Source organism: Variovorax sp. Soil_C_17, from assembly GCF_057657265.1.
Genome location: NZ_JBDGIT010000001.1, coordinates 670,497 through 689,794 on the forward strand (window position 1 = coordinate 670,497; position 19,298 = coordinate 689,794).

Below are 19,298 nucleotides of genomic sequence, written 5' to 3' on the forward strand. Positions count from 1 at the left end.
GGAGGTGGAATGACAAGCCCGGCCAGCAACGCGGCACCGGTCGAACAGGGAGCGATCCACAAGGCGTCGTACGACTTCGACTACCTGGGCTGGAAGGTCAAGGTGGAGCTGGACGGTGCCAATGCCGAAGGCATCGTCTCCGGGCATGCGGACCTCTACGAACAGTCGGTCTTCGTGTGCCGGGTCATGCTGTCTGCACGCCACCGCAACGGCAGCAGCGCGATGCAGGCGCTGGCCCGCAAGGCGCGTGATCTGATCGACGAGCGGCAGCTGCAAGGCAACGACTGATCGCGCTGCAGGGGCGCAGTCGGCTTGCGTGTAAATCCTGCAGTACAACTTTCCAGGAAAGCGATGGTCAGGGGCAATTCGAAGACACGGCTGAAGGGGCTGCTCATGGTCGGATTCGGCGCCATGGGCCAGGCGGTTCTTCCCCTGCTGCTGCGGCACTTCGAGCTCGATCCGTCGGACGTGAAGATCGTCAAGACCCGGGAGGACGAGAGCGGCGTCGCCGCCGAGTACGGCGTGGAAGTGATCGCCGCGAAGCTGGAAGAAGGCAACCATGCCGCCGTGCTCGAGCCGCTGCTGATCAAGGGCGGCTTTCTGCTCAATCTCTCGGTCGACGTCTCGAGCCTCGCGCTGATCAGGCTGTGCCGGCAACACGGCGTCCTCTACCTCGACACCTGCAACGAGCCCTGGGGCGGGCGCTACGACGACCCGTCGCTGCCGCTGTCCCGTCGCTCCAACTACAGCCTGCGCGAGGAACTGCTGGCCTACAGGATGGACAAGCGCAACGGGCCCACGGCGGTGGTGACGCAAGGCGCCAATCCGGGACTGGCCTCGGCGCTGGTGAAGCAGGCCCTGCTCAACATGGCCGCGGACCACCAGATGCAGCTCGACGAGATGCCGGCGAGCTACGAGGAATGGGCGGCGCTGGCGCAGAAGCTGGGGATCAAAGTCATCCACGTCGCCGAGCGCGACACGCAGATGCCGAAGGAACGCAAGCAGCGCGCCGAATTCGTCAACACCTGGTCCGTCCAGGGCTTCGTCGACGAAGGCCTGCAGCCTGCCGAGCTGGGCTGGGGCACGCATGAGCGGCACTGGCCCGCGGATGCAGAACGGCACGGCTTCGGCAGCGACGCCGCCATCTACCTTCGCCGTCCGGGGCTCGCGACCCGGGTGCGCAGCTGGACGCCGCTGGAAGGCCCCTACCACGGCTTCCTGGTGACGCATGCCGAGTCGATCTCGATCGCGGACCACCTGAGCCTGCGCAAGGACGGGGAGGTCGTCTACCGCCCCACGGTGCACTACGCCTATCACCCCTGCGACGACGCCGTGCTCTCGCTGCACGAGATGTCCGGAAAGAACTGGCAGCTGCAGCACCGGCACCGCATCGTGCGCGACGAGATCACCTCGGGCATGGACGAGCTGGGCGTGCTGCTGATGGGGCATCCGCGCGGCGTGTACTGGTTCGGCTCGCGGCTCACCATCGAGCAGGCACGCGCGCTCGCACCCTTCAACAACGCCACCAGCCTGCAGGTGGTGGCGGGCATCCTGGGCGGCATGGCGTGGGCGCTGCGCCATCCGGATGCAGGCCTGGTCGAACCCGACGAGCTCGATCACCGCACGGTGCTGGAAACGGCGCTGCCCTATCTCGGCGAGGTGGTGGGCGTCTGGGGCGACTGGACGCCGCTGAGGGACCGCAGCCCGCTTTTCGACGAGGAGAAGGACCTCGACGACCCCTGGCAGTTCCTCAACTTCCGGGTGAGCTGAATTGCTGTTGCGCAAGGAACTCGGCGTCGTCGAGAACTCCTACTACGAGGCGAGCGTGGCGCGCCCGGCGCCGGCGGAGCCGCTGTCGAAGGTCGCATCGGCGGACGTGTGCGTGGTGGGTGGCGGCTACGCGGGCGTGTCGGCGGCGCTGGAGCTGGCGGCGCGCGGCTACGCGGTGACGCTGCTGGAAGCGCAGCGCATCGGATGGGGCGCTTCCGGCCGCAATGGCGGGCAGGTGATCGTCGGCTTCGGCTCGGACGGCGAGGCCGCGATCGAGAAGCAGTTCTCGCGCGAAGATGCGCGGCGCGCCTGGGAGGTCTCGGTCGAGGGCCTGCACCTGCTGCGCGAGCGCATCGCCGGCCACCACATCGACTGCGACTGGCAGGACGGCTTTCTGAGCCTGTCGGTCAAGCCGGCGAAGTCGCGCGCCTTGCGCGCATGGATGGACCACGTCATGCAGGTCTACGGCTATCCGCTCCAATGGATCGAGGGCAGCGACATCGGATGCTGGCTGTCCAGCAGGCGCTTCGACTCGGGCGCGTTCGACGCCGGCTCCGGCCACCTCCATCCCTTGAAGTACTGCCTGGGACTGGCCGCCGCAGCACGCGCCGCGGGCGTCCGCATGCATGAGAACTCGGCCGTGCAGGTGATCGAGCGCGGCAGCCGGCCGGTGGTGCGCACCGCACAGGGCGAAGTGCATTGCGACTTCGTGCTGCTGGCCGGCAACGTGTACCTCGCGGAGTACGGCGACGACGTCGCGCCGGAGGTGTCGTCGCGCATCATGCCGGTGGGCACCTACATGATCGCCACCGAGCCGATGGGCCGCAGCCGCGCCGATGCGCTCATCCAGAGCCGGGCCGCTGCGTCCGACACCAACTTCGTGCTCGACTACTTCCGCCTGAGCGCCGACGACCGGCTGCTCTTCGGCTCCGGCGACAGCTACAGCGCGAAGACGCCGCGCAACCTGATCGACAAGATACGCGGCAGCATGCTCGGCGTGTTCCCGCAGCTCGCGGACCTGAAGATCGAGCATGCGTGGGGCGGCTTCGTCGACATCACGATGAACAAGGCGCCGGACTTCGGCCGGCTGCATCCCAACATCTACTACCTGCAGGGCTTCTCGGGCCATGGCGTGGCGATGGCCGGCATGGCCGGCAAGCTGGCCGCCGAGGCGATCGCGGGGCAGGTGGAGCGCTTCGATCTGTTCGCGCGGCTGCGGCATCGCGCGTTCCCCGGAGGGGCCATGCTGCGAACGCCGGCGCTGGTGCTGGGCATGCTCTATTACCGGCTGCGCGATGCGATGTAGCGTCGCTGCGATGCAGCTTTGGACTACAGGGAGAGGGGACCGATGCCGGGTCCGCGGGGCGCGCCAATGCCGAACATGAAGGCGACGAGACCCAGCGGGAGTCCCCCATGACCCAGTCCTTGAGTTCCTGTTTTCGCCGAAGCGCCAACCTCCACTGGGGCCTCTGGGCCCTGGCGGCAGCGATCGGTCCGGCCATCGCCCAGCCGACCGGCAACCCGAAAGGAACCGCACCCCCGGCCGTGGAAGGCAACAGCGCCAAGCCGCCCGCCACGCGCAAGCGCGACGCGGGCCAGGGTGAAGAGCGGCGCGCGGAAGGCGCTTCCAGTTCCGCGCCCAAGGCCGTGCGAGAGGGTCACCTGCGCACGCCCGGAATGGGGACGGCCGGCGGGCTGACGGGTCGGCATCCGGGCGGCGACGGCTCGACCAACCGCACGACGGAGACCGACCAGGCGCCGCCCGTGAAGAAGCGCTGAATGAGCCGCACCAGGCCCGCACCGGCGGAGCGGGCGCGCCGCTTGCCGGTGGAGCGAGGCTGGGCGGCGTTCACCTTCGACCCTGAGCCCTTGCCAGACCCCAGAGCCCCTTCACTTCTTCCGGAGACACCCCATGCAACGCTCCATCAAACCTGGACAAGAGCCCATCGAGCAACCGCCGTCGAGCGAGGTACCGCCGCTCGAGGCGGAAGTCAGGGCCGCCGACATTGCCACGGACGACGCAGGCGCCGGCAGCGAGGAGGCCGCGCAGCCGGATGCCTCGCGCGAGGCCCGCATCCGGGAAGCGGCTTATGCCGCCTATCTGCGCCGCGGCGGTCAAGCGGGTCACGAAGAAGAGGACTGGCTCGAAGCCGAGCGATCGATCGATGCAGAAGAGGACAGCAGCGGCAGGCACTGACGAATTGCGGAATCAACCGAGGGCGGTGTCCAGCACCATCATGACGACGAAGCCCAGGATGAGTCCGCCGGTGGCGGAGGCCTCGTGCCCCTGCCGGTGCGATTCGGGAATGACCTCGTGGCTGATCACGAACAGCATCGCGCCCGCCGCCATGGCCAGTCCCCAGGGCAGCATGCCGGCCGAGACGCTGATGAGCACGGCCCCGAACACCGCCGCGATCGGCTCCACCAGGCCGGACACGATGCCCAGCGCCGCGGAGCCGAGCCGCCCGTAGCCGACGCCGCGCAGCGCCAGGGCCACGACCATGCCTTCGGGCACGTCCTGGATCGAGATGCCGGTGGTGAGGGCGGCGGCGCCGACCGGATCGGTGCCGGCGAAGGCGACGCCGATGGCGAGCCCTTCGGGCAGGTTGTGCAGCACGATCGCCAGCACGAACAGCCAGACGCGCCGCAAGGTGCGCGCCTGCGGGCCTTCGAGCCCCTTCACGAAATGCTCATGCGGTACCGCGCGGTCGATGGCCAGCAGCAGCAGCGCCCCCAGCACGATGCCGGCGCCGACGATGCCCCCGGCGCCCCACGCACTGGCCCCCTGCGCCTTGGCCGCTGCCAGGCCGGGGATCACCAGCGAGAAGGAGCTTGCCGCGAGCATCACGCCGGCGCCGAAGCCGAGCATGGTGTCGTAGCTGCGCTGCGAGAACTGCTGCGAGAGCAGCACCGGCAAGGTGCCGAGCGCCGTGGCCAGCGCAGCGATCATTCCGCCGACGAGCGCGCCCTGGATGCGCACGTCGCCGCGCGCCAGGCCTTCGAAAGCCTGGTGGGCGAGGATCACCAGGCCCGCCAGGACGATGGCGATGCCCAGCCAGCGCCGCACGGACTGCCGGCCGCGCGGGCGCACGCGCAGCGATGCGCCGCCCGATGGCGACCACGGGTCCACGGTCCTCACCGGTGGAAGGTCGTGATGCGCGGCAGGTGGCGCCGCGCGCGTCCGGAACGGCTGGCCCACAAGAGGCCCAGGGCCGCCAGCCCGGCGATCGAGAGTGCCGCCGTGTTGCCCGAGACCGCGCGGCCCATGTCGAGCGCGATCTCGCCGCTGCGCGGCGCGACGAGCTGCACGCGGCGCTTGGTCATGCGCGCGCCCAGCTCGCCGAGGCTGTCGCCCAGCAGGCGCTCGGCCGCGGGAAGGACGACGGTTTCCTCGTCGGCCACGTGATGCAGCACCTCGCGCATCAGCGCCATCACGGTCTCGTCGTAATCGATGGCCTCCGGCTCCATCCGGCGCAGCAGCCCGATGAGCCGCTTCATCTCCTGGTGCTCGGCCATGCTCGCGCGGACCAGCTCATCCTCGGTCACCTCGCGCAACGCGGGGTAGAAGATCTCTTCCTCCAGAGCGGCATGAACCTCCAGCGCGGTGCAGATGGTGGAGGCCAGGCCCTTCCTCACGCGGGGCGAGGCACTGGCCTTGTACTGGTGGAAGGTGGACATCACGTGCGTGTGGTCCAGGCGAATCATGTTCGTCGCGGTCGGCAACAAACGAGAAACCAGGGGGTTCATGGCGTCCTCCGTTGCTTGCACAAAAAAAGGCGGTGGCCGGGCCACCGCCAACCCACGTCGAGGAGGGTCAGGCGGCCGCTCCGGTGAGCTCGCCCATCAGCTCTTCCTTGCGCGTCTCGAGTTGCTCACGCAGCGCGACCAGGTCGAGCCCACGGGCCGCGCGCGCCTTGACGAAGATCTCGTTGCGCTCTTCCTTCACATGGTGGTCGACGTACTCGCCGAGGACCGTGACCCTGGCGTCGAACTTGTCGTCCGCGTCGGTCGCCTCCTGGATCTGCGCGATCAGGTCCTTGGCGCTCGCATGCTCGACCTCGGCTTCGTCGAGCAGGTCGGTGTCCTTGATGGCCTGGCGAAGGGCCGGGTAGAAGATTTCTTCCTCGATCTGCGCATGCACGGTCAGCTCCATGCAGATCTGGTTGGCGAGGTCGCGCTTCTTCTGGGACGCGCCGGCCGCCTTCGAACCGGCGAGCGTCTCGTACTCCTTGAACATCTTCTTGACGTTGCGGTGGTCGGTGTCGAGCAGGCTGCAGGCATCGGGTTCCGAGCGTTTGGTGGTGGTGGGCATCGTGGGCTCCAAGGGTTGGGTGGTTGCGGGGAAGCACAGCTTGTGATGACGTGATCGGCACTCGCGTAGGAGCGCGCCGCGGGAGAAATATCGACAAAGCGGAAGGGGTTGGAACGAATGGCTTCGACGCCAGCTCAGCCGTAGCGCGAGGCGCCGGTCCGCGGACCCTCTGTCGTCCTACTTGCTGCCCCGGGGCTGCTCATGTCAGATCGCGGCTCGCACTCAAGGAGACCCGTCATGCCCATTCCGGAACGTCGGCTGCAACGCACGCTGCGCAACGTCTTCGGACTGCAGGCATTGCGCCCGGGGCAGCGGCAGGTCATCGAGCGCGTGCTCGGCGCACGCTCCACCCTCGCCGTCATGCCCACCGGCGCGGGCAAGTCGCTGTGCTACCAGCTCCCGGCCCTGCTGCTCGAAGGCTGCACGGTGGTGGTCTCGCCATTGATCGCGCTCATGAAGGACCAGTGCGAGAAGCTGCAGTCGCTGGGCGTTGCGGCGGTGCAGTTCAACAGCCACGTGGAAGCGGACGAGATCCGCTCCGGCGAGGAGGCCGTTCGCGACGGCTCGGCGCGCCTCGTGTTCGCCACGCCGGAGCGGCTCGCCGAGGCCGGCTTCGCGGCACTGCTGCGAGGGCGCGAGATCTCGCTGCTGGTGGTGGACGAGGCGCATTGCATCTCGCAGTGGGGGCACGATTTCCGGCCGGCCTTCCTGGGCATCGGCGCCGTCGCCAAGGAGATCGGCGATCCGCCGGTGCTGGCGCTCACGGCGACGGCGAACAGCGAGGTGGCGGCCGACATCATGGAGAAGCTGGGCATCCCCGCGTCCGGCTGGATCGATACGGGGACCTACCGGTCCAACCTGCACTTCGCGGTGGAACAGCATGCCCGCGAGGACGAACGGCTGCGGCGAACGCTCGCGCTGGTCGGCGGGACGAAAGGCAGCGGCATCGTCTACACCGCGACGGTGAAGGCGGCGGAAGCGGTGTACGAGGCGCTGCGCTCGGAAGGCGAATCGGTCGGGCTGTACCACGGCCGGCGCAGCGCGGCGGAGCGGCGCGAGGCGCAAGACGCCTTCATGGCGGATCGCCTGCGCGTGATGGTGGCGACCAATGCGTTCGGCATGGGGATCGACAAGGCCGACATCCGATTCGTCCTGCACTACCAGATGCCCTCGGGCCTGGACGCCTACTACCAGGAGGCGGGGCGCGCCGGGCGCGACGGCGCGCCTTCGGCCTGCACGCTGCTGTTCCTGCGTCGCGATCGGGCGCTGCAGCAGTTTTTTTTGACGGGGCGTTATCCCACGCAAGAGGAGCTCGACGCGCTCCTGCGGTCGCTGGAACGCAGTCCGCAGAACGCAAGCGGAGAGACGCTCGCGCAGCTGAAGGACGGCACCGGCCTGCCGCAGAACAAACTGAAGGCGGCCGTCGGCCTGCTGCGCAACCGGCGCATCGTGGGCGTGGATCGCGAAGGCCGCGTGCGCCTGCTGCGCGCCGATCTGGCCGCGACCGAAATCCATGAACTCCTGGACGCCTACCGCCGCAAGCGCGAGCAGGACCACGCGACGCTGGAGCGCATGGTGTTCTACGCCCAGAGCGGGCAATGCCGCTGGCAGGTGCTGCTGGCCTATCTGGAGGAGGAGGCACCGCCGGAGCGCTGCGGCCACTGCGACAACTGCCGCCGCATCGCCAGGCACGAGGCGGCCATGGCCGCGGCGGGCGCGGCGGAGAGCGGGGCACCGAAGCTGCGGCATCCCGCACGGCCGCGGCTGCCGGCGCCGGCCTTCGTCGCCCGCCAGCCGGTCCGGGTGAAGCGGTACGGCGAGGGCTGCGTGGTGAGCGCGGATGCGTTGTCGATCACGATCGAGTTCGCCGACGGGAGCCGCCGCTGCTTCCAGCCGGATTTCGTGCAGCCCATCGTCAGCCGAAAAAAGCGAGGGGAGGCTTCGCGATCATCAGCCAGAACAGGATGAGGAACAGCACGAAGGCCGGAATGCCGAGCGCGATCCACCACGCGAAGAGCGTGCGGTAGCGCGGCGGCAGCACCGTGCCTTGCTGCGCTGCCGCCGCCGCGAGATCGCGCAGCCGGATCTGCAGCCAGACCACCGGGAACCAGCACAGCAGGGCCAGGACATAGCAGACGATCGAGGCCGACACCCAGGGCGTCTGGACCGGCAGGCCGGCCAGGTGCATGAGCCAGAAGCCGGTGAGCGGTTGCAGCACCGCGGTGGTGGCGGTGAAGAGCCAGTCGGCCCGCACCACCATGCGCGCCACCACGGCCACGGCACGCACGTCACGTGAGAGCGTGGTGGCGAGCAGGTAGAAGGCCGAGCCGATGCCGGTGCCGAACAGCACCGTGGAGGAAATCACGTGCAGCCACTTGACGATGAGGTATTCCACGGCTGAGCCTTGGATTCAGCGCCGTCGCGGGCGCATCGGTGCGTCCATCGCCCAGAGCAGCAGGATGGCGGCGCCCAGGGGCAGGTTCTTCGACAGCGGCCCGAAGGGGTGCAGCCAGAATTCCGGCATGGCGATGCTGATGGTCACGGTGTAGAAGCCGATCAGCGCGAGCTGCAGGGGCCAGAGGAAGCGCGCTCGCAGGCGGGCGGGCAGCATCAGCGTGGCGAGGCCCAGCGCGAGGTCGAAGAGCGCAGCGCCGTTCAGCAGCAGCGAAGCCAGCGCTCCGTGCGCACCGACGCGCGCCAGCAGCTCCAGGCTCTGGTCCCTGGGATACAGGCCGATCGACACCGCGAAGGTCCAGATCCAGACCAGCGCAATGCTGAAGCGAAGCAGCGGTTCCATCCAGTGCAGCCATGCCAGCCGGCGCAGGCCTTGGGCACTGTCGGGCGCGATGAACTCGCGTGGCGGTCGCGGCGCCCGGCCGAGAAGGGCGGCGATGCCGGAGGCCGGCGCCGTATTCCCGTGCAGCAGCATCTGCGCCGTCTCGCGGTCGAGGAAGCTGCCGCGCCAGTGGCCTGCGAGCCCGGCCGCCAGCAGGAAGAGACGCTCCGAAACCGGCAGCACCCAGGCGTCGCGCGCGAAGCCGAGCTGGCTGCGCAGGCTGCCGAGGTAGTCGCGCAGGCTGACCGGCTCGGGCCCGACCATCTCGACGGTCCGGCTGCCGCGCTGCGGCCCCTGCGCGGCCAACGCCACGATCGCGCACACCAGGTCGTCCAGAAAGACGGGCTGCAGCGGCTGGCGCCCCCCGCCCGGAAGCGCCAGCAGCGGCAGCACGGCCAGTGCGGCAAACAGTCGAGCGCTGGCCCCCTCTGCGGCCCACACCAGCGAAGGCTTGACGATCACGGAGGGCACGTCGCAAGCCTGCAGGTGGCGGTCCGCCGCGTCCTTGCTGCGGTGGTAGCGGCTTGCGGCGTCCGGTGCAGCGCCCAGCGCCGAGATCTGGATCACGAGCCCGACGCCCACCGCCGCGCAGGCATCGAACAGTTGCGCCGGGCCGCTGTGATGACGCGCGGTGAACTCGCCGGGGCGCCGCTCGCGCAGCACGCCGGCCGCGTTGACGACCACGTCCCCCGGACGCAGCTGCGCGGCCCAGAAGGAGGCCGGCGGCACGCGGTCGAAATCGGCGGCGATCCAGCGGGCGCGCGCCTGCGGCCAGTGCGCGCGTGCGCTTGCGGCCACCGGGTTGCGCGCGGTGCAGAGCAGGTCCGCGCCCTCGCGTGCGAAGGCGGCGGCGAGCGCGCTGCCGAGAAGGCCCGAGGCGCCGACGATCACCGCCCTCATCACGCGCTTCCGCGGGCCGCATGGCGGCCTCCTCAACGCCGGCCCACGCGCCGGGCCGCGATGCAGCCGGCCGCCAGCCCGAGCGCAAAACTTGCGTACACGATCGCCATCGCCGGCCTGGACAAATGGTGCTCGAAGCCGGGCGTCAGGCGCTTGGGCGTCACCGTGTAGTCGACCACGCAGGCGGCGGCAGAGGCAACGCCGGCGGCAGCGAGCGCGGCCGGCAGCGACCGGCCGCCCGGCCGAACGCCGAAGAGCCGTGCGTACAGCAGCGCCCAGAAAGTCGACATGGCATGGTGGATCGCATAGCCGAGGGCGGTGTGCCGCAGCGTGGGCCGGTAGACGGCAAAGGCGCTGCGGTCCCACACCCAATGGCTGATGGCGTTGGTCGCCGCCGCGTAGCTGCCGGTCTCTCGCCGGCCGCAGAGCATCAGGGCCGCGGTGGAGGCGAGGCTGGCGAGGGCGCCGCTTGCCAGGCCGATTCGCAGCACGGAAGGGGCGGCTGCCAGCGCTGTCTGTGCTGCTGCGGCTTGCGCGCCTGGCGGCGCGGTGTGCGGGGGTCGTTCGACGTCATTCATGCAGCGCTCCTGCGTTCCAGCACAGCCTGGGCGAGCGGCGGCGTATCGCCAGTCGTTTCCCGGATGAGACCGGCGTAGGCGCGTGTCCAGTGCGCAGCGTCGCGAAGTGCCGACGGCGTGCGCCCTCGTCCTGCAACAAGAGGCCGCCTGCGCCGTCAATCGCCGCGCCGCTCGTCGCCACACTGGCCCCCGAAGGTCGCGTCCAACCGAGGAGTTGCCGATGCCTGGAGATCCGAATCCGATGCGCATGCCGATCGCCACGCTGCTTGCCGCCTGCGCGCTTCTCGTCTCGTGCGGGGGCAGCAACACGGCTTCCCAAACGCCATCGCCGGGGGCTGCCAAGGAAGCGAGCACGCGGGCCCTCGAGAGCGGCGCGTCGGCCTTGCAGAACAAGCCGCCCGTCGAAGCCCTCAATGCCTACCTGGACGGCTTCCATTTCTACAACGGCAGCCCTCACATGCAGATGGAGGCGCACCACTACTGCGCGATGCTGAACGAGGAGCTGATCCAGTGCGTGATCTACGACGGCAACGTCAAGGACGCCAAGCTGATGGGCGTCGAGTACATCGTCAGCGAACGCCTGTTCAACACCCTGCCGGAGCAGGAGAAGGCGCTGTGGCACAGCCACGTTCATGAAGTGAAGTCCGGCCAGCTGATCGCCCCGGGCATTCCGGAGGTGGCCGAGCATGCGCTGATGAAGAAGCTGATCGCCACCTACGGAAAGACCTTTCACACCTGGCACACCGACCAGAACAAGCAGCTCCCCACCGGCATCCCGCAGCTCATGATGGGCTTCACCGCGGACGGCCAGGCGAACCCCGCGATGGTCGGCGAGCGCGACAAGCGCTTCGGCATCAACAGCGCGGACAAGAAGAAGCAGCGGGAAGACATCCCGGCGCCGGCCATCGCCGATGGCGCGGACGCGTGGCAGAAAGGACGGACGGTTCAGCTCGCGGACCCGACGGGCGCGCAGCACGGCCATCCGGCGGGCGGCAAGTAGCCGCACAGGAAAGGACCAGCATGAGCAAGCCTTCGGTCACCGGCAGCGGGGACGGCACGCGCCCCACCACCAGCGGCGGCACCGACAACATCGGGGCCGGCGGGAAGAGGGCCGGCGATCGATCGCCGCAAGACGGCTAGTTGGTGGCGAAGCAGTAGAGCAAGCCGTCTCCGCCCGTTCCGCGCAACGCCTGCTGGCTGCACCCGCCGCGCGATTGATGCGAGGAGTTCCACGACGTGGACCAGGGGTCCGTCGTCGGCCCCATGCGGTCGTGGTGGCCCACCATGGCGACCCCTTCGGCGCCGCTGCGCGTCCAGTTCCCGCAGGTCATGTCGGTGTCGTTCGGCGAGAAGGCCGTCCCGTCCGCGCGCGAACCCGTCAGGATGTCGTGGCGGAGGGGCGTGTCGCCGCGGCCTTCCACGGTTTGGCCTTTTTCGTTCAGCGCAGTCTGCTTCGAGATGTTGTTTCCGGCGCTGTGCAGTTGATCGACGTCACGCGCGATCAGCTCGCCCTTCGCGTTGCTCCAGGGACCCTTGCCGATGCGGTCGCGCGCATTGACGGTGGGCACGCCGTCCTTGCCCTGGGTGCTCAGGTAGGCGCGCCACGTCTTGCTGCCCGCACCGGCAGCCGCCGCCAGCGATTGGCAATGGCGGTCCGCCCCCGCGAGCCCGCCCAGATCGGCGCCCTTGCCGAGGCCGACGCTGGTCACGAAGAAGCTCATCCCTGCACCCCCCGTCCCGCCGGACTTCATCGCCGTGCACGCTGCAACGGCAAGGGGGAGGCTGATCAGCACGGCCCGCACGGGCCAGGAAAGACGTTTGGCCATGGTCTGTCGTCTCCTTCGTCGGTGGATTGTTGTTCGCGCCGTGGCTCGGCGGCCCGCTCGGGCAGGGCGGATTATGGGAGCCGCACGTCGGCTTGACCACTAGGGTCAGCGCGGAGGCGCGCCGCCATGAAGCGCGGCGGCGGCCTCTCATCAGCCGCGTGCGCAGGGCCGCTCAAAGGCGCACCACGTCCACGACAGCGGCCGCGAAGGCTTCGGGTGCCTCCTGGGGCAGGTTGTGCCCGATGCCGCCGGTGATGTTCCGATGCTGGTAGGGGCCGGAGAACTTCCTGGCATACGCGCCGGGTGCCGGGTGCGGTGCGCCGTTGGCGTCACCTTCCAGGGTGATGGTGGGCACGCCGATGACCGGGCCCTGCGCGAGGCGCGCCTCGAGATCGCCGTACTTCGCTTCGCCTTCCGCCAGGCCGAGCCGCCAGCGATAGTTGTGGACCACGATGCTCACATGGTCCGGGTTGTCGAAGGCGCTTGCGCTGCGTTCGAAGGTGGCGGCATCGAAGCTCCATTTCGGCGATGCGGTCTGCCAGATCAGCTTGGCGAATTCATTGCGGTTCTTCTCGTAGCCCAGGCGGCCGCGCTCGGTGGCGAAGTAGTACTGGTACCACCACTGCAGCTCGGCCTCCGGCGGCAGCGGAAGCTTGCCGGCTTGCTGGCTGCCGATCAGGTAGCCGCTGACGGAGACCAGCGCATTCACGCGCGCCGGCCACAGCGCCGCCATGATGCAGGCCGTGCGTGCGCCCCAGTCGCAGCCCGCCACCGTCGCCTTGTCGATCTTCAGGGCATCCATGAGGGCGATGATGTCCGCCGCGACCGCGCTCTGCTGGCCGTTGCGGGGCGTCGTGTCCGAAAGGAAGCGGGTCTTGCCGTAGCCGCGCAGGTGCGGAACGATCACCCGATGGCCAGCCGCGGCCAGCAGCGGCGCGACGTCGACGTAGGTGTGAATGTCGTAGGGCCAGCCATGCAGAAGAATCACGGGCGCGCCGTGGGCCGGGCCGGCTTCGAAATACTCCACGTTGAGCACGCCGGCATCGATGTTCTTCAGCGGCTCGAGGCGCTTGTGCGGCAATGCGCGGCGCGCGGCCGGCGCAGCGGCGGGCTGTGCGAATGCATGAGGGGCGGCGAGTTGAGAGGCCGCAACGCCGATCGCCGCGGCGCCGAGGAACGAGCGCCTGGGCAAGAGGAAGGTGTCTGTCATGAAAAGGGTCCTTCGTAGGGATGCAAGGGGGGGGCGGAGCGGATTGTTGTGCCGGAACATGGCCTGGAGCGCGGCCTTTGTACGGCCGTGTATCCGGGCCGCTTCTCATCACAATAGATTTCACTTGCGATGCTTCCCTTGCCCGCTCGCGATGCCGGAACGACAAAAAAAACCGCTGCATGGCGTGCAGCGGCTTCTGATCAGAGGCAGGGCGATGAGGTCAGCGCGTCATGTGGGTGCCGGTGGCGAGTCGGCCGCCAAGGCATCGGCCACTGCGGCCGCAACGCTGGCCCACGTGGCATCGTCTTGCAAGGCAGGGAAGCGCCTCGCCAGCTGGCCTGATCTCACTCCGCCGTTCTCGTGCGCGGAGCGAATGATCGCGTCCACGTCGGCGTCGGGCCCCTCGATGATTTCCTTGACCGCTGCACGAGCCCGGCCAAGGCCGCGAAAGAAGCAGGCTTGCGCATGCATCTCCTGCCGGATCGTTCGATCGAGCAGACCGGCCGTGTAGGCCACATGGTCGGTCAAGTCGAGAAAGCGCCACGCCGCCTTTGCATCGTCGTAGGCGTCGAATCGAAAGTTCGACATGACGCCGTCAGGCTGTTCTTCGGGTTCCCTTGTGAACCCGTACCTTTCGGCATATCGCCTCATCAGCGGACGCGAAAAGACTTCCAGCGCAGTGTCGTAGCCCGCACGCTCCGCCGCGTGCTGCGTGATCAAGGACGAAATGGGCAGGATCAAGGGCGCACGGAAGGCACCGTCGCGTCGCAGGACATCGTTGATGAGGAACCGATGAATTCGTCCATTGCCGTCTGCCAGAGGATGGATGTACACGAAGGCGAATGACGCGACCGCGGCACGAGCCACCGCGAAGGCCCCGCCCGTGCGCGCGATGAAGGTCCTCAGGCCGTCGAGCATGGACGGGACATCCTGCCAATGGGGCGCCACGTAGTGGACGACATTCTCGAAGTTGACTGTCTGTCCGACGAAAACGGACGATCTTCGAAGGCCGAATGACGGCAGCGTCGTTCGCTCTCCAAGAATGTCCCTTTGGAGCACAGCGAGGGCCTCGGCATCGAGGGGGATCTCGCCAGCCCCCGTGCGCGTCTCCATCACCGCTGCGAAGCGTTGGACACGCGTGAGCTGGTCCTCTTCTCCTTCGATCTCGAAGCTCGAGCGACTCTCGCGCAAGGTCATCCACACCGCGCTGCGGCGCAGGACCTCTGCCCCGAATTCGGCCTCCTCGCGACCGAGCACCGCAGCCAGGTCGAGGCGAAGCGCCTCGCGCACCGGGGATGTCAGCCGCACCGTCGGACAGAAGTCGCTCGTTCCCGGCATGTTGTCGCGCACGCGCCAGCGCGCGACCGGAATGGCGGTCGAAGCGACCAGCATCTCCTCTGCATTCAACGCATCGACGTAGTTGCCCCTTGCCACGCCGTCGTCGAGAGGCAGCCGATTTCGGGTGAGCCATTCGTACAGAAAGGCGGTGCGGCGGGCGTACCGGCCGGTCGGTTCAGCCCGCACCCATGCAGCCAGATCCTCGGGGTTCATCCGCTCGAACAATCGAGCCAGCATCTCGAGATGCACCCCCTCGTGCTTGAGCATGAACGTCAGATGCGCCGCCGGGCCGGGGCCGGGCCGCACGGACTCCTGGTAGATCTCCCTGCGAAGTCCTCCCTCGTGGATCGTTCGCCTGCGAGAGCCGACTTCGCTCTGCACCGGCAGCGGCTGGACGAGCTCGAGGCCGTATTCGCGGACCAGGAAGGCGCCCCCGATCGGATCGGATGCGTCGCCGGGATCGCGCAGGCTTTTCGATTTCATCTGGGAAGGCGTGCGGAAAAACCGTTTCGATTGCATCGAAACGCTTTGATTCCCCGGATATTGGAGGAAAACGATTTTGACACCGTTCGCGCGCCGCTCGCGCGAGCGCGAGCGGAAGTGGCGTCTTCCTCTCGCGCACCCCGTCGGCGTTCAGATCGCGAGCGCGCCGCCGGTCTGCTCGGCGAAGACATGGTCGGCATACCAGGCGGGCCAGTTGACGTCGTACTGCCCGCCCATGCGCTTCTCATGTTCTCCGTGCGCGGCGGCAGCCCGCCGGAGCGCGGCCACCAGCGCCGCGCGGGAGGCGAACGTCACGGCGTCCGTGTCGACACGGCCCGGAAGACGCGACGTGACCTCCTGCAGCAGCCATCCGTTGCCGTCCGGGTCGCTGAACGCGGCATAGGAGGAGTAGGTGCGGCGGGTCGGGTGCGGGCCGGTCCCGGGCAGCTCTCCCGGCGCGCGGTGGAAGATGTCGCCGATCTCGATGCCTCGCCGGGCCACGTCGGCCCGCGCCGTTTCGATGTCCGACACCGCGAGAAAGAGGCCTTGCACCGAGCCCGGCGCGGCCGAAGAGATGCCCTTGCCGACATGCACGGACGACGAAGAGCCCGGCGGCGTGAACTGCAGGACGTGGAAGCCTTCGCCCTGGACGTCGGCGTCGAGCCGCCAGCCGAGGCTTTCGTAGAAGCGCCTGGCGCGCTCGATGTCGGAGACGGGGAGGGTGACGACTTCCAGCTTCATGTCGAGCCGGGGCAGGCCGGCCGCGTTGTTGTTGCTGGCTTCAGTTTGGTGGATGACGCTCATGGGTAGCTCCTTGGACAGGGTTGTTTCGAATGGGTGGAATTGCTGCGGTCCCGATCACGCGATGCGGAGCCGCGAGGAGGCTGTGGACGATCGCGGGCGATCAGTGCCTGTGGGTCGTGGTGGATGATCCCGGCTGCCCGGGCACCGTCACGGTGACCGTCTCGCTGGTCAGGATCTTGTGGACCGGGTCGGCCACTTCGATCCGCATCTTGTGCACGCCGGGTTCCAGGCCGACCACGATGATCGGGTCGCCGCTCGTGTGAGCCCACGTGCCGGGCCGGTCGTCGACCGTCACATGCAGATGCCCCACACGCGGCGACACCTCCAGCGCGCCCTTGCCGAAGACCGGTATGACCCGCACGTTCTCGGTCCGGTACTGGAGGACGACGACGCCGCGTGCCAGAGGCTCGGCCAGCGGCGGATACACGACGAGCCTGGGCGGCGCTTCGGCTGCGAGCGGAAGCACGGCGGCGGGGCGGCCCGCCTCGTTGGCCGGCTGTGCCCCGGCCGCGAGGCAGAAAAGAGCGCCGGCGGCGACGACGGTCAGGTGTTTGAAGAGGGATCGCATGGTGTTGTCTCTTTGTGGGTAGCGCGTGCCGGCTGCGCGCTGGATGAACTGGCGTCTCGGTGGCCGGCCGTCGAATGACTGAATCGGGGGTGCGTGCTGCGGCGCGCTCACTGGACCGCGAGGAGCGGCTTTCCCTGTGCTGCTGCGAGGATGAGTGTCGCTTTCATATGACTTCCTTCGTGGTTGGGATCGAACAAGAAACGATGGATGTATTGAAAGCGGCGTTCGTATCCGTGATTTGTCGAACGACGGCCGATTTGCATGGCGCTGTGTTCGTACGGCTGCGAGACACAGAGGCATACAAAACCGGCGCGGTGGAGCGGCCTCGCCTGTGAACAGGTTCGCAATTACCATGGCCCACAGAACAGAGGAGCCAGAGATGAACCGAAGTGACAGCGAAGAGAGCCGCTCCGTCGCCTTGTACTGGGATTTCGAGAACCTTCATGCCGGCCTGGCAGAGGCCAAGTTCGGCGAAGGCTTCTACGGGCGCAGCGATTCGCGCTTCAAGCCGCAGGAGCCGCTGATCGACATTCAGGCCGTCGTGGAGCTTGCGGCTTCCTTCGGGCCGGTGGCGATCAATCGCGCCTACTGCAATTGGCAGTTCTTCGGGCGTTACCGCGATGCGCTGCTTCAGGGTGGCGTCGAGCTCATCCAGCTGTTTTCGCCGGGCGCTTCGGCAAAGAACGGGGCCGACATCAAGCTATGCCTCGATGCCACGGAGGACATGAGCCGCTTCGATCACATCGGCACGATCATCATCGTGGGCGGCGACAGCGACTTCATGCCTGTGGCGCAGAAGATCAAGGCCGCCGGCCGCACGCTGGTCGGCATCGGCACGAGGAAGAACACCAACCGCCACTGGGCCAAGAGCTGCCATGAGTTCCGCTACTACGAGAACCTCGTCGAGGACGTCGACGAAGGCCCGGCGACGGCCGCGGAGGACGAAGCTCGGACACCAGTCCAACCACCGCCCGCACCGGTGGACCCGGCCGCGGAGATACTGAAACGCGCGGTGCGCCTGCTCTCTGAGACCAAGGGGGAGGCCTGGGTCGGCAAGGGGGCGACCTGGCACATGATCAAGCGACTCGATCCGACCTTCGATCCGAAGGATCACGGGTACGACAGTTTCGTGGAGATGGTGAAGGCACTCGATGGCGTCGTGGAGATGCGCAAGGGCGAGTCGGACCATCAACTGCGCCTGCGCTAGCCCGTCGCGTGCCTGCGGAAGGCGCGCCGGACGAGGCTGGCACGCGAATGCGCGAGCCATTAGCATCGGTTCATGAGCATCCTGGTCGGAACTGCGTCGTGGACGGACAAGACCCTGATCGACTGCGGGCGCTTCTATCCCAAGGAAGCGAAGACGCCGGAGGCGCGGCTGCGCTACTACGCGTCGATCTTCCCCTTGGTCGAGGTCGATTCGAGCTACTACGGCATCCCCGCGCCCGCCAATGCGAACAACTGGGCCGAGCGCACGCCCGAGCACTTCATCTTCAACGTCAAGGCCTTCCGCCTCTTCACGGGCCACCAGACCGACCCGAAGGTCCTTCACAAGGACATCAAGGAAGCGCTGGGCTCGACGAAGACGCTCTACTACCGCAGCACGCCTGCCGACATCCGCGACGAGTTGTGGCGCCGCTTCATCGATGCAATCTCACCGCTGAAGAACGCCGGCAAGCTCGGCCTGGTGCATTTCCAGTTTCCGCCCTGGCTGCAATGCAATCGCGAAGGGCATGCGCATGTCCTGCATTGCATCGAGATGATGGCGGGCCATGTCTGCAGTGTCGAGTTTCGGCACGAGTCGTGGTGGACCGAAGCGCAGCGCGCCGGCACCATCGACTTCCTGCGCGAGCTGCGCGCCGTGCACACCATCGTCGATGGGCCGCAGGGCTTCGCCAACAGCGTGCCCCTGCTGGCGGAGACCACGAACCCCGACTACGCGCTGGTGCGCCTGCACGGGCGCAACGTGGACACCTACAACGTGAAAGGGGCGGCCTCGGCGGCCGAACGCTTCGACTACGACTATCCGGATCAGGAGCTGCGGGAGATCATGGCGGAAGTCGTTCGCCTGGCCTACAAGGTCAAGCACGCGCATGTCATCTTCAACAACTGCGATGAGGACAAGGGGCAGCGCAATGGCATCTCGTTCATGAAGATGCTGTTGGCATATGGGTGAAGGGCGGCGTGCGCCCGGACCCTACTTGGGCAGCATCAGCTTCCTGATCTCTTCCATGTGCTGAGCGGCACGCTGCGTGATGCGGGTCATCGCCTCGGTCTGCGAACGGCGCGCCATCTCGGCGAGTTCTTTCATGTCGGCAATCGTCTTTTCGAAGGCGCTGCGAACCACCTCGGTCTGCCTGGCCGGATCCGAGGCGCTCTTCGCGGCTTCTTGCATGACTTGCACCGACTCGGCCATCATTTCGGTTTGCTTGCGCCCGATGGCCTGCATGGCCTCGTAGGCCGATTTGTTGGCCTCCACCAGCGCCTCGACGTCCTTTCGCTGCGACTCGAGGATGGCCGTCATGTCGACACCTGGCATCTTGAACTGCTCCAGCATCTTCTTCATGTCGCCAAACGGATCTGTTGCCATGGCATGTCTCCTGGTGGTGGGTTGGGCCCGGCGCAAAGCCTGCGCCGGCGCACCATCATTGCATAGGGCGCCGGCTCCGGGTGGAC

Annotated in this window: 21 protein-coding genes; 9 read left to right on the forward strand and 12 right to left on the reverse strand. The window is 67.9% G+C overall.

Features of this window, described 5'->3' with window-relative positions; genetic code table 11:
- Positions 1 to 9: 9 nt before the first annotated feature.
- The 5 genes from AC3A6Y_RS03130 (at position 10) to AC3A6Y_RS03150 (ending at position 3,967) form a co-directional block, all read left to right on the forward strand.
- Positions 10 to 288: a hypothetical protein gene (locus AC3A6Y_RS03130; RefSeq protein WP_487866769.1), complete on the forward strand. Its 279-nt coding sequence runs from the start codon at positions 10 to 12 to the stop codon at positions 286 to 288.
- Between the two features lie 105 nt (positions 289 to 393).
- Positions 394 to 1,770, forward strand: a complete 1,377-nt coding sequence (locus AC3A6Y_RS03135) for a homospermidine synthase (protein WP_487866770.1) — start codon at positions 394 to 396, stop codon at positions 1,768 to 1,770.
- Position 1,771: 1 nt separating this feature from the next.
- Complete coding sequence (locus AC3A6Y_RS03140) at positions 1,772 to 3,076, forward strand: NAD(P)/FAD-dependent oxidoreductase (RefSeq protein ID WP_487866771.1); 1,305 nt, start codon at positions 1,772 to 1,774, stop codon at positions 3,074 to 3,076.
- A gap of 107 nt (positions 3,077 to 3,183) precedes the next feature.
- Positions 3,184 to 3,549: a hypothetical protein gene (locus AC3A6Y_RS03145; RefSeq protein WP_487866772.1), complete on the forward strand. Its 366-nt coding sequence runs from the start codon at positions 3,184 to 3,186 to the stop codon at positions 3,547 to 3,549.
- A 133-nt stretch (positions 3,550 to 3,682) separates the two neighbouring features.
- Positions 3,683 to 3,967: a DUF2934 domain-containing protein gene (locus AC3A6Y_RS03150; RefSeq protein WP_487866773.1), complete on the forward strand. Its 285-nt coding sequence runs from the start codon at positions 3,683 to 3,685 to the stop codon at positions 3,965 to 3,967.
- 12 nt (positions 3,968 to 3,979) lie between these two features.
- On the opposite strand, the gene AC3A6Y_RS03155 is transcribed toward AC3A6Y_RS03150, so the two are convergent.
- The 3 genes from AC3A6Y_RS03155 to AC3A6Y_RS03165 all read right to left on the reverse strand — a co-directional run bounded on the left by AC3A6Y_RS03155 (position 3,980) and on the right by AC3A6Y_RS03165 (position 6,082).
- The gene (locus tag AC3A6Y_RS03155) at positions 3,980 to 4,795 is read right to left on the reverse strand and encodes a ZIP family metal transporter (RefSeq protein ID WP_487867785.1); all 816 of its coding nucleotides are present in this window, start codon (positions 4,793 to 4,795) and stop codon (positions 3,980 to 3,982) included.
- A gap of 110 nt (positions 4,796 to 4,905) precedes the next feature.
- The gene (locus tag AC3A6Y_RS03160; RefSeq protein ID WP_487866774.1) at positions 4,906 to 5,517 is read right to left on the reverse strand and encodes a hemerythrin domain-containing protein; all 612 of its coding nucleotides are present in this window, start codon (positions 5,515 to 5,517) and stop codon (positions 4,906 to 4,908) included.
- 67 nt (positions 5,518 to 5,584) lie between these two features.
- On the reverse strand, positions 5,585 to 6,082 hold the full coding sequence (locus AC3A6Y_RS03165) for a hemerythrin domain-containing protein (RefSeq protein WP_487866775.1): 498 nt from the start codon (positions 6,080 to 6,082) through the stop codon (positions 5,585 to 5,587).
- Positions 6,083 to 6,319: 237 nt separating this feature from the next.
- Here AC3A6Y_RS03165 and AC3A6Y_RS03170 point away from each other — a divergent pair, with 237 nt between their 5' ends.
- Positions 6,320 to 8,050 (forward strand): RecQ family ATP-dependent DNA helicase, encoded by a 1,731-nt coding sequence (locus tag AC3A6Y_RS03170; protein ID WP_487866776.1) that lies wholly within the window; start codon positions 6,320 to 6,322, stop codon positions 8,048 to 8,050.
- Here AC3A6Y_RS03170 and AC3A6Y_RS03175 read toward each other — a convergent pair.
- Genes AC3A6Y_RS03175 through AC3A6Y_RS03185 form a run of 3 tightly spaced genes read right to left on the reverse strand, consistent with a single transcriptional unit; the run spans position 7,998 to position 10,396 of the window.
- Positions 7,998 to 8,477: a DUF2269 family protein gene (locus AC3A6Y_RS03175; RefSeq protein ID WP_487866777.1), complete on the reverse strand. Its 480-nt coding sequence runs from the start codon at positions 8,475 to 8,477 to the stop codon at positions 7,998 to 8,000. The genes AC3A6Y_RS03170 and AC3A6Y_RS03175 overlap by 53 nt on opposite strands.
- 15 nt (positions 8,478 to 8,492) lie before the next feature.
- Complete coding sequence (locus tag AC3A6Y_RS03180) at positions 8,493 to 9,818, reverse strand: SDR family oxidoreductase (protein ID WP_487866778.1); 1,326 nt, start codon at positions 9,816 to 9,818, stop codon at positions 8,493 to 8,495.
- A gap of 32 nt (positions 9,819 to 9,850) precedes the next feature.
- The gene (locus AC3A6Y_RS03185) at positions 9,851 to 10,396 is read right to left on the reverse strand and encodes a hypothetical protein (protein WP_487866779.1); all 546 of its coding nucleotides are present in this window, start codon (positions 10,394 to 10,396) and stop codon (positions 9,851 to 9,853) included.
- A gap of 220 nt (positions 10,397 to 10,616) precedes the next feature.
- On the opposite strand from AC3A6Y_RS03185, the gene AC3A6Y_RS03190 reads away from it, so the two are divergent.
- Positions 10,617 to 11,396, forward strand: a complete 780-nt coding sequence (locus AC3A6Y_RS03190) for an OBAP family protein (protein ID WP_487866780.1) — start codon at positions 10,617 to 10,619, stop codon at positions 11,394 to 11,396.
- A 136-nt stretch (positions 11,397 to 11,532) separates the two neighbouring features.
- Here the strand turns inward: AC3A6Y_RS03190 and AC3A6Y_RS03195 are convergent, their stop codons facing one another.
- The 5 genes from AC3A6Y_RS03195 to AC3A6Y_RS03215 all read right to left on the reverse strand — a co-directional run bounded on the left by AC3A6Y_RS03195 (position 11,533) and on the right by AC3A6Y_RS03215 (position 16,625).
- A complete protein-coding gene (locus AC3A6Y_RS03195; RefSeq protein WP_487866781.1) occupies positions 11,533 to 12,222 on the reverse strand; it encodes a hypothetical protein in 690 nt (229 codons plus the stop codon).
- Between the two features lie 172 nt (positions 12,223 to 12,394).
- Entirely contained in the window at positions 12,395 to 13,432 is a 1,038-nt protein-coding gene (locus AC3A6Y_RS03200; protein WP_487866782.1) for an alpha/beta fold hydrolase, read from the reverse strand.
- A 228-nt stretch (positions 13,433 to 13,660) separates the two neighbouring features.
- A complete protein-coding gene (locus AC3A6Y_RS03205) occupies positions 13,661 to 15,076 on the reverse strand; it encodes a Fic family protein (protein ID WP_487866783.1) in 1,416 nt (471 codons plus the stop codon).
- Between the two features lie 327 nt (positions 15,077 to 15,403).
- Positions 15,404 to 16,057, reverse strand: coding sequence for a VOC family protein (locus tag AC3A6Y_RS03210; protein ID WP_487866784.1), 654 nt, complete (start codon positions 16,055 to 16,057; stop codon positions 15,404 to 15,406).
- Positions 16,058 to 16,157: 100 nt separating this feature from the next.
- The gene (locus tag AC3A6Y_RS03215; protein ID WP_487866785.1) at positions 16,158 to 16,625 is read right to left on the reverse strand and encodes a DUF6130 family protein; all 468 of its coding nucleotides are present in this window, start codon (positions 16,623 to 16,625) and stop codon (positions 16,158 to 16,160) included.
- A gap of 379 nt (positions 16,626 to 17,004) precedes the next feature.
- On the opposite strand from AC3A6Y_RS03215, the gene AC3A6Y_RS03220 reads away from it, so the two are divergent.
- Together AC3A6Y_RS03220 and AC3A6Y_RS03225 are read left to right on the forward strand one after the other, a co-directional pair.
- Positions 17,005 to 17,832 (forward strand): NYN domain-containing protein, encoded by an 828-nt coding sequence (locus AC3A6Y_RS03220; protein ID WP_487866786.1) that lies wholly within the window; start codon positions 17,005 to 17,007, stop codon positions 17,830 to 17,832.
- 72 nt (positions 17,833 to 17,904) lie between these two features.
- Complete coding sequence (locus AC3A6Y_RS03225) at positions 17,905 to 18,798, forward strand: DUF72 domain-containing protein (protein ID WP_487866787.1); 894 nt, start codon at positions 17,905 to 17,907, stop codon at positions 18,796 to 18,798.
- A gap of 21 nt (positions 18,799 to 18,819) precedes the next feature.
- On the opposite strand, the gene AC3A6Y_RS03230 is transcribed toward AC3A6Y_RS03225, so the two are convergent.
- Positions 18,820 to 19,212: a phasin family protein gene (locus AC3A6Y_RS03230; RefSeq protein ID WP_487866788.1), complete on the reverse strand. Its 393-nt coding sequence runs from the start codon at positions 19,210 to 19,212 to the stop codon at positions 18,820 to 18,822.
- Between the last annotated feature and the right edge of the window lie 86 nt (positions 19,213 to 19,298).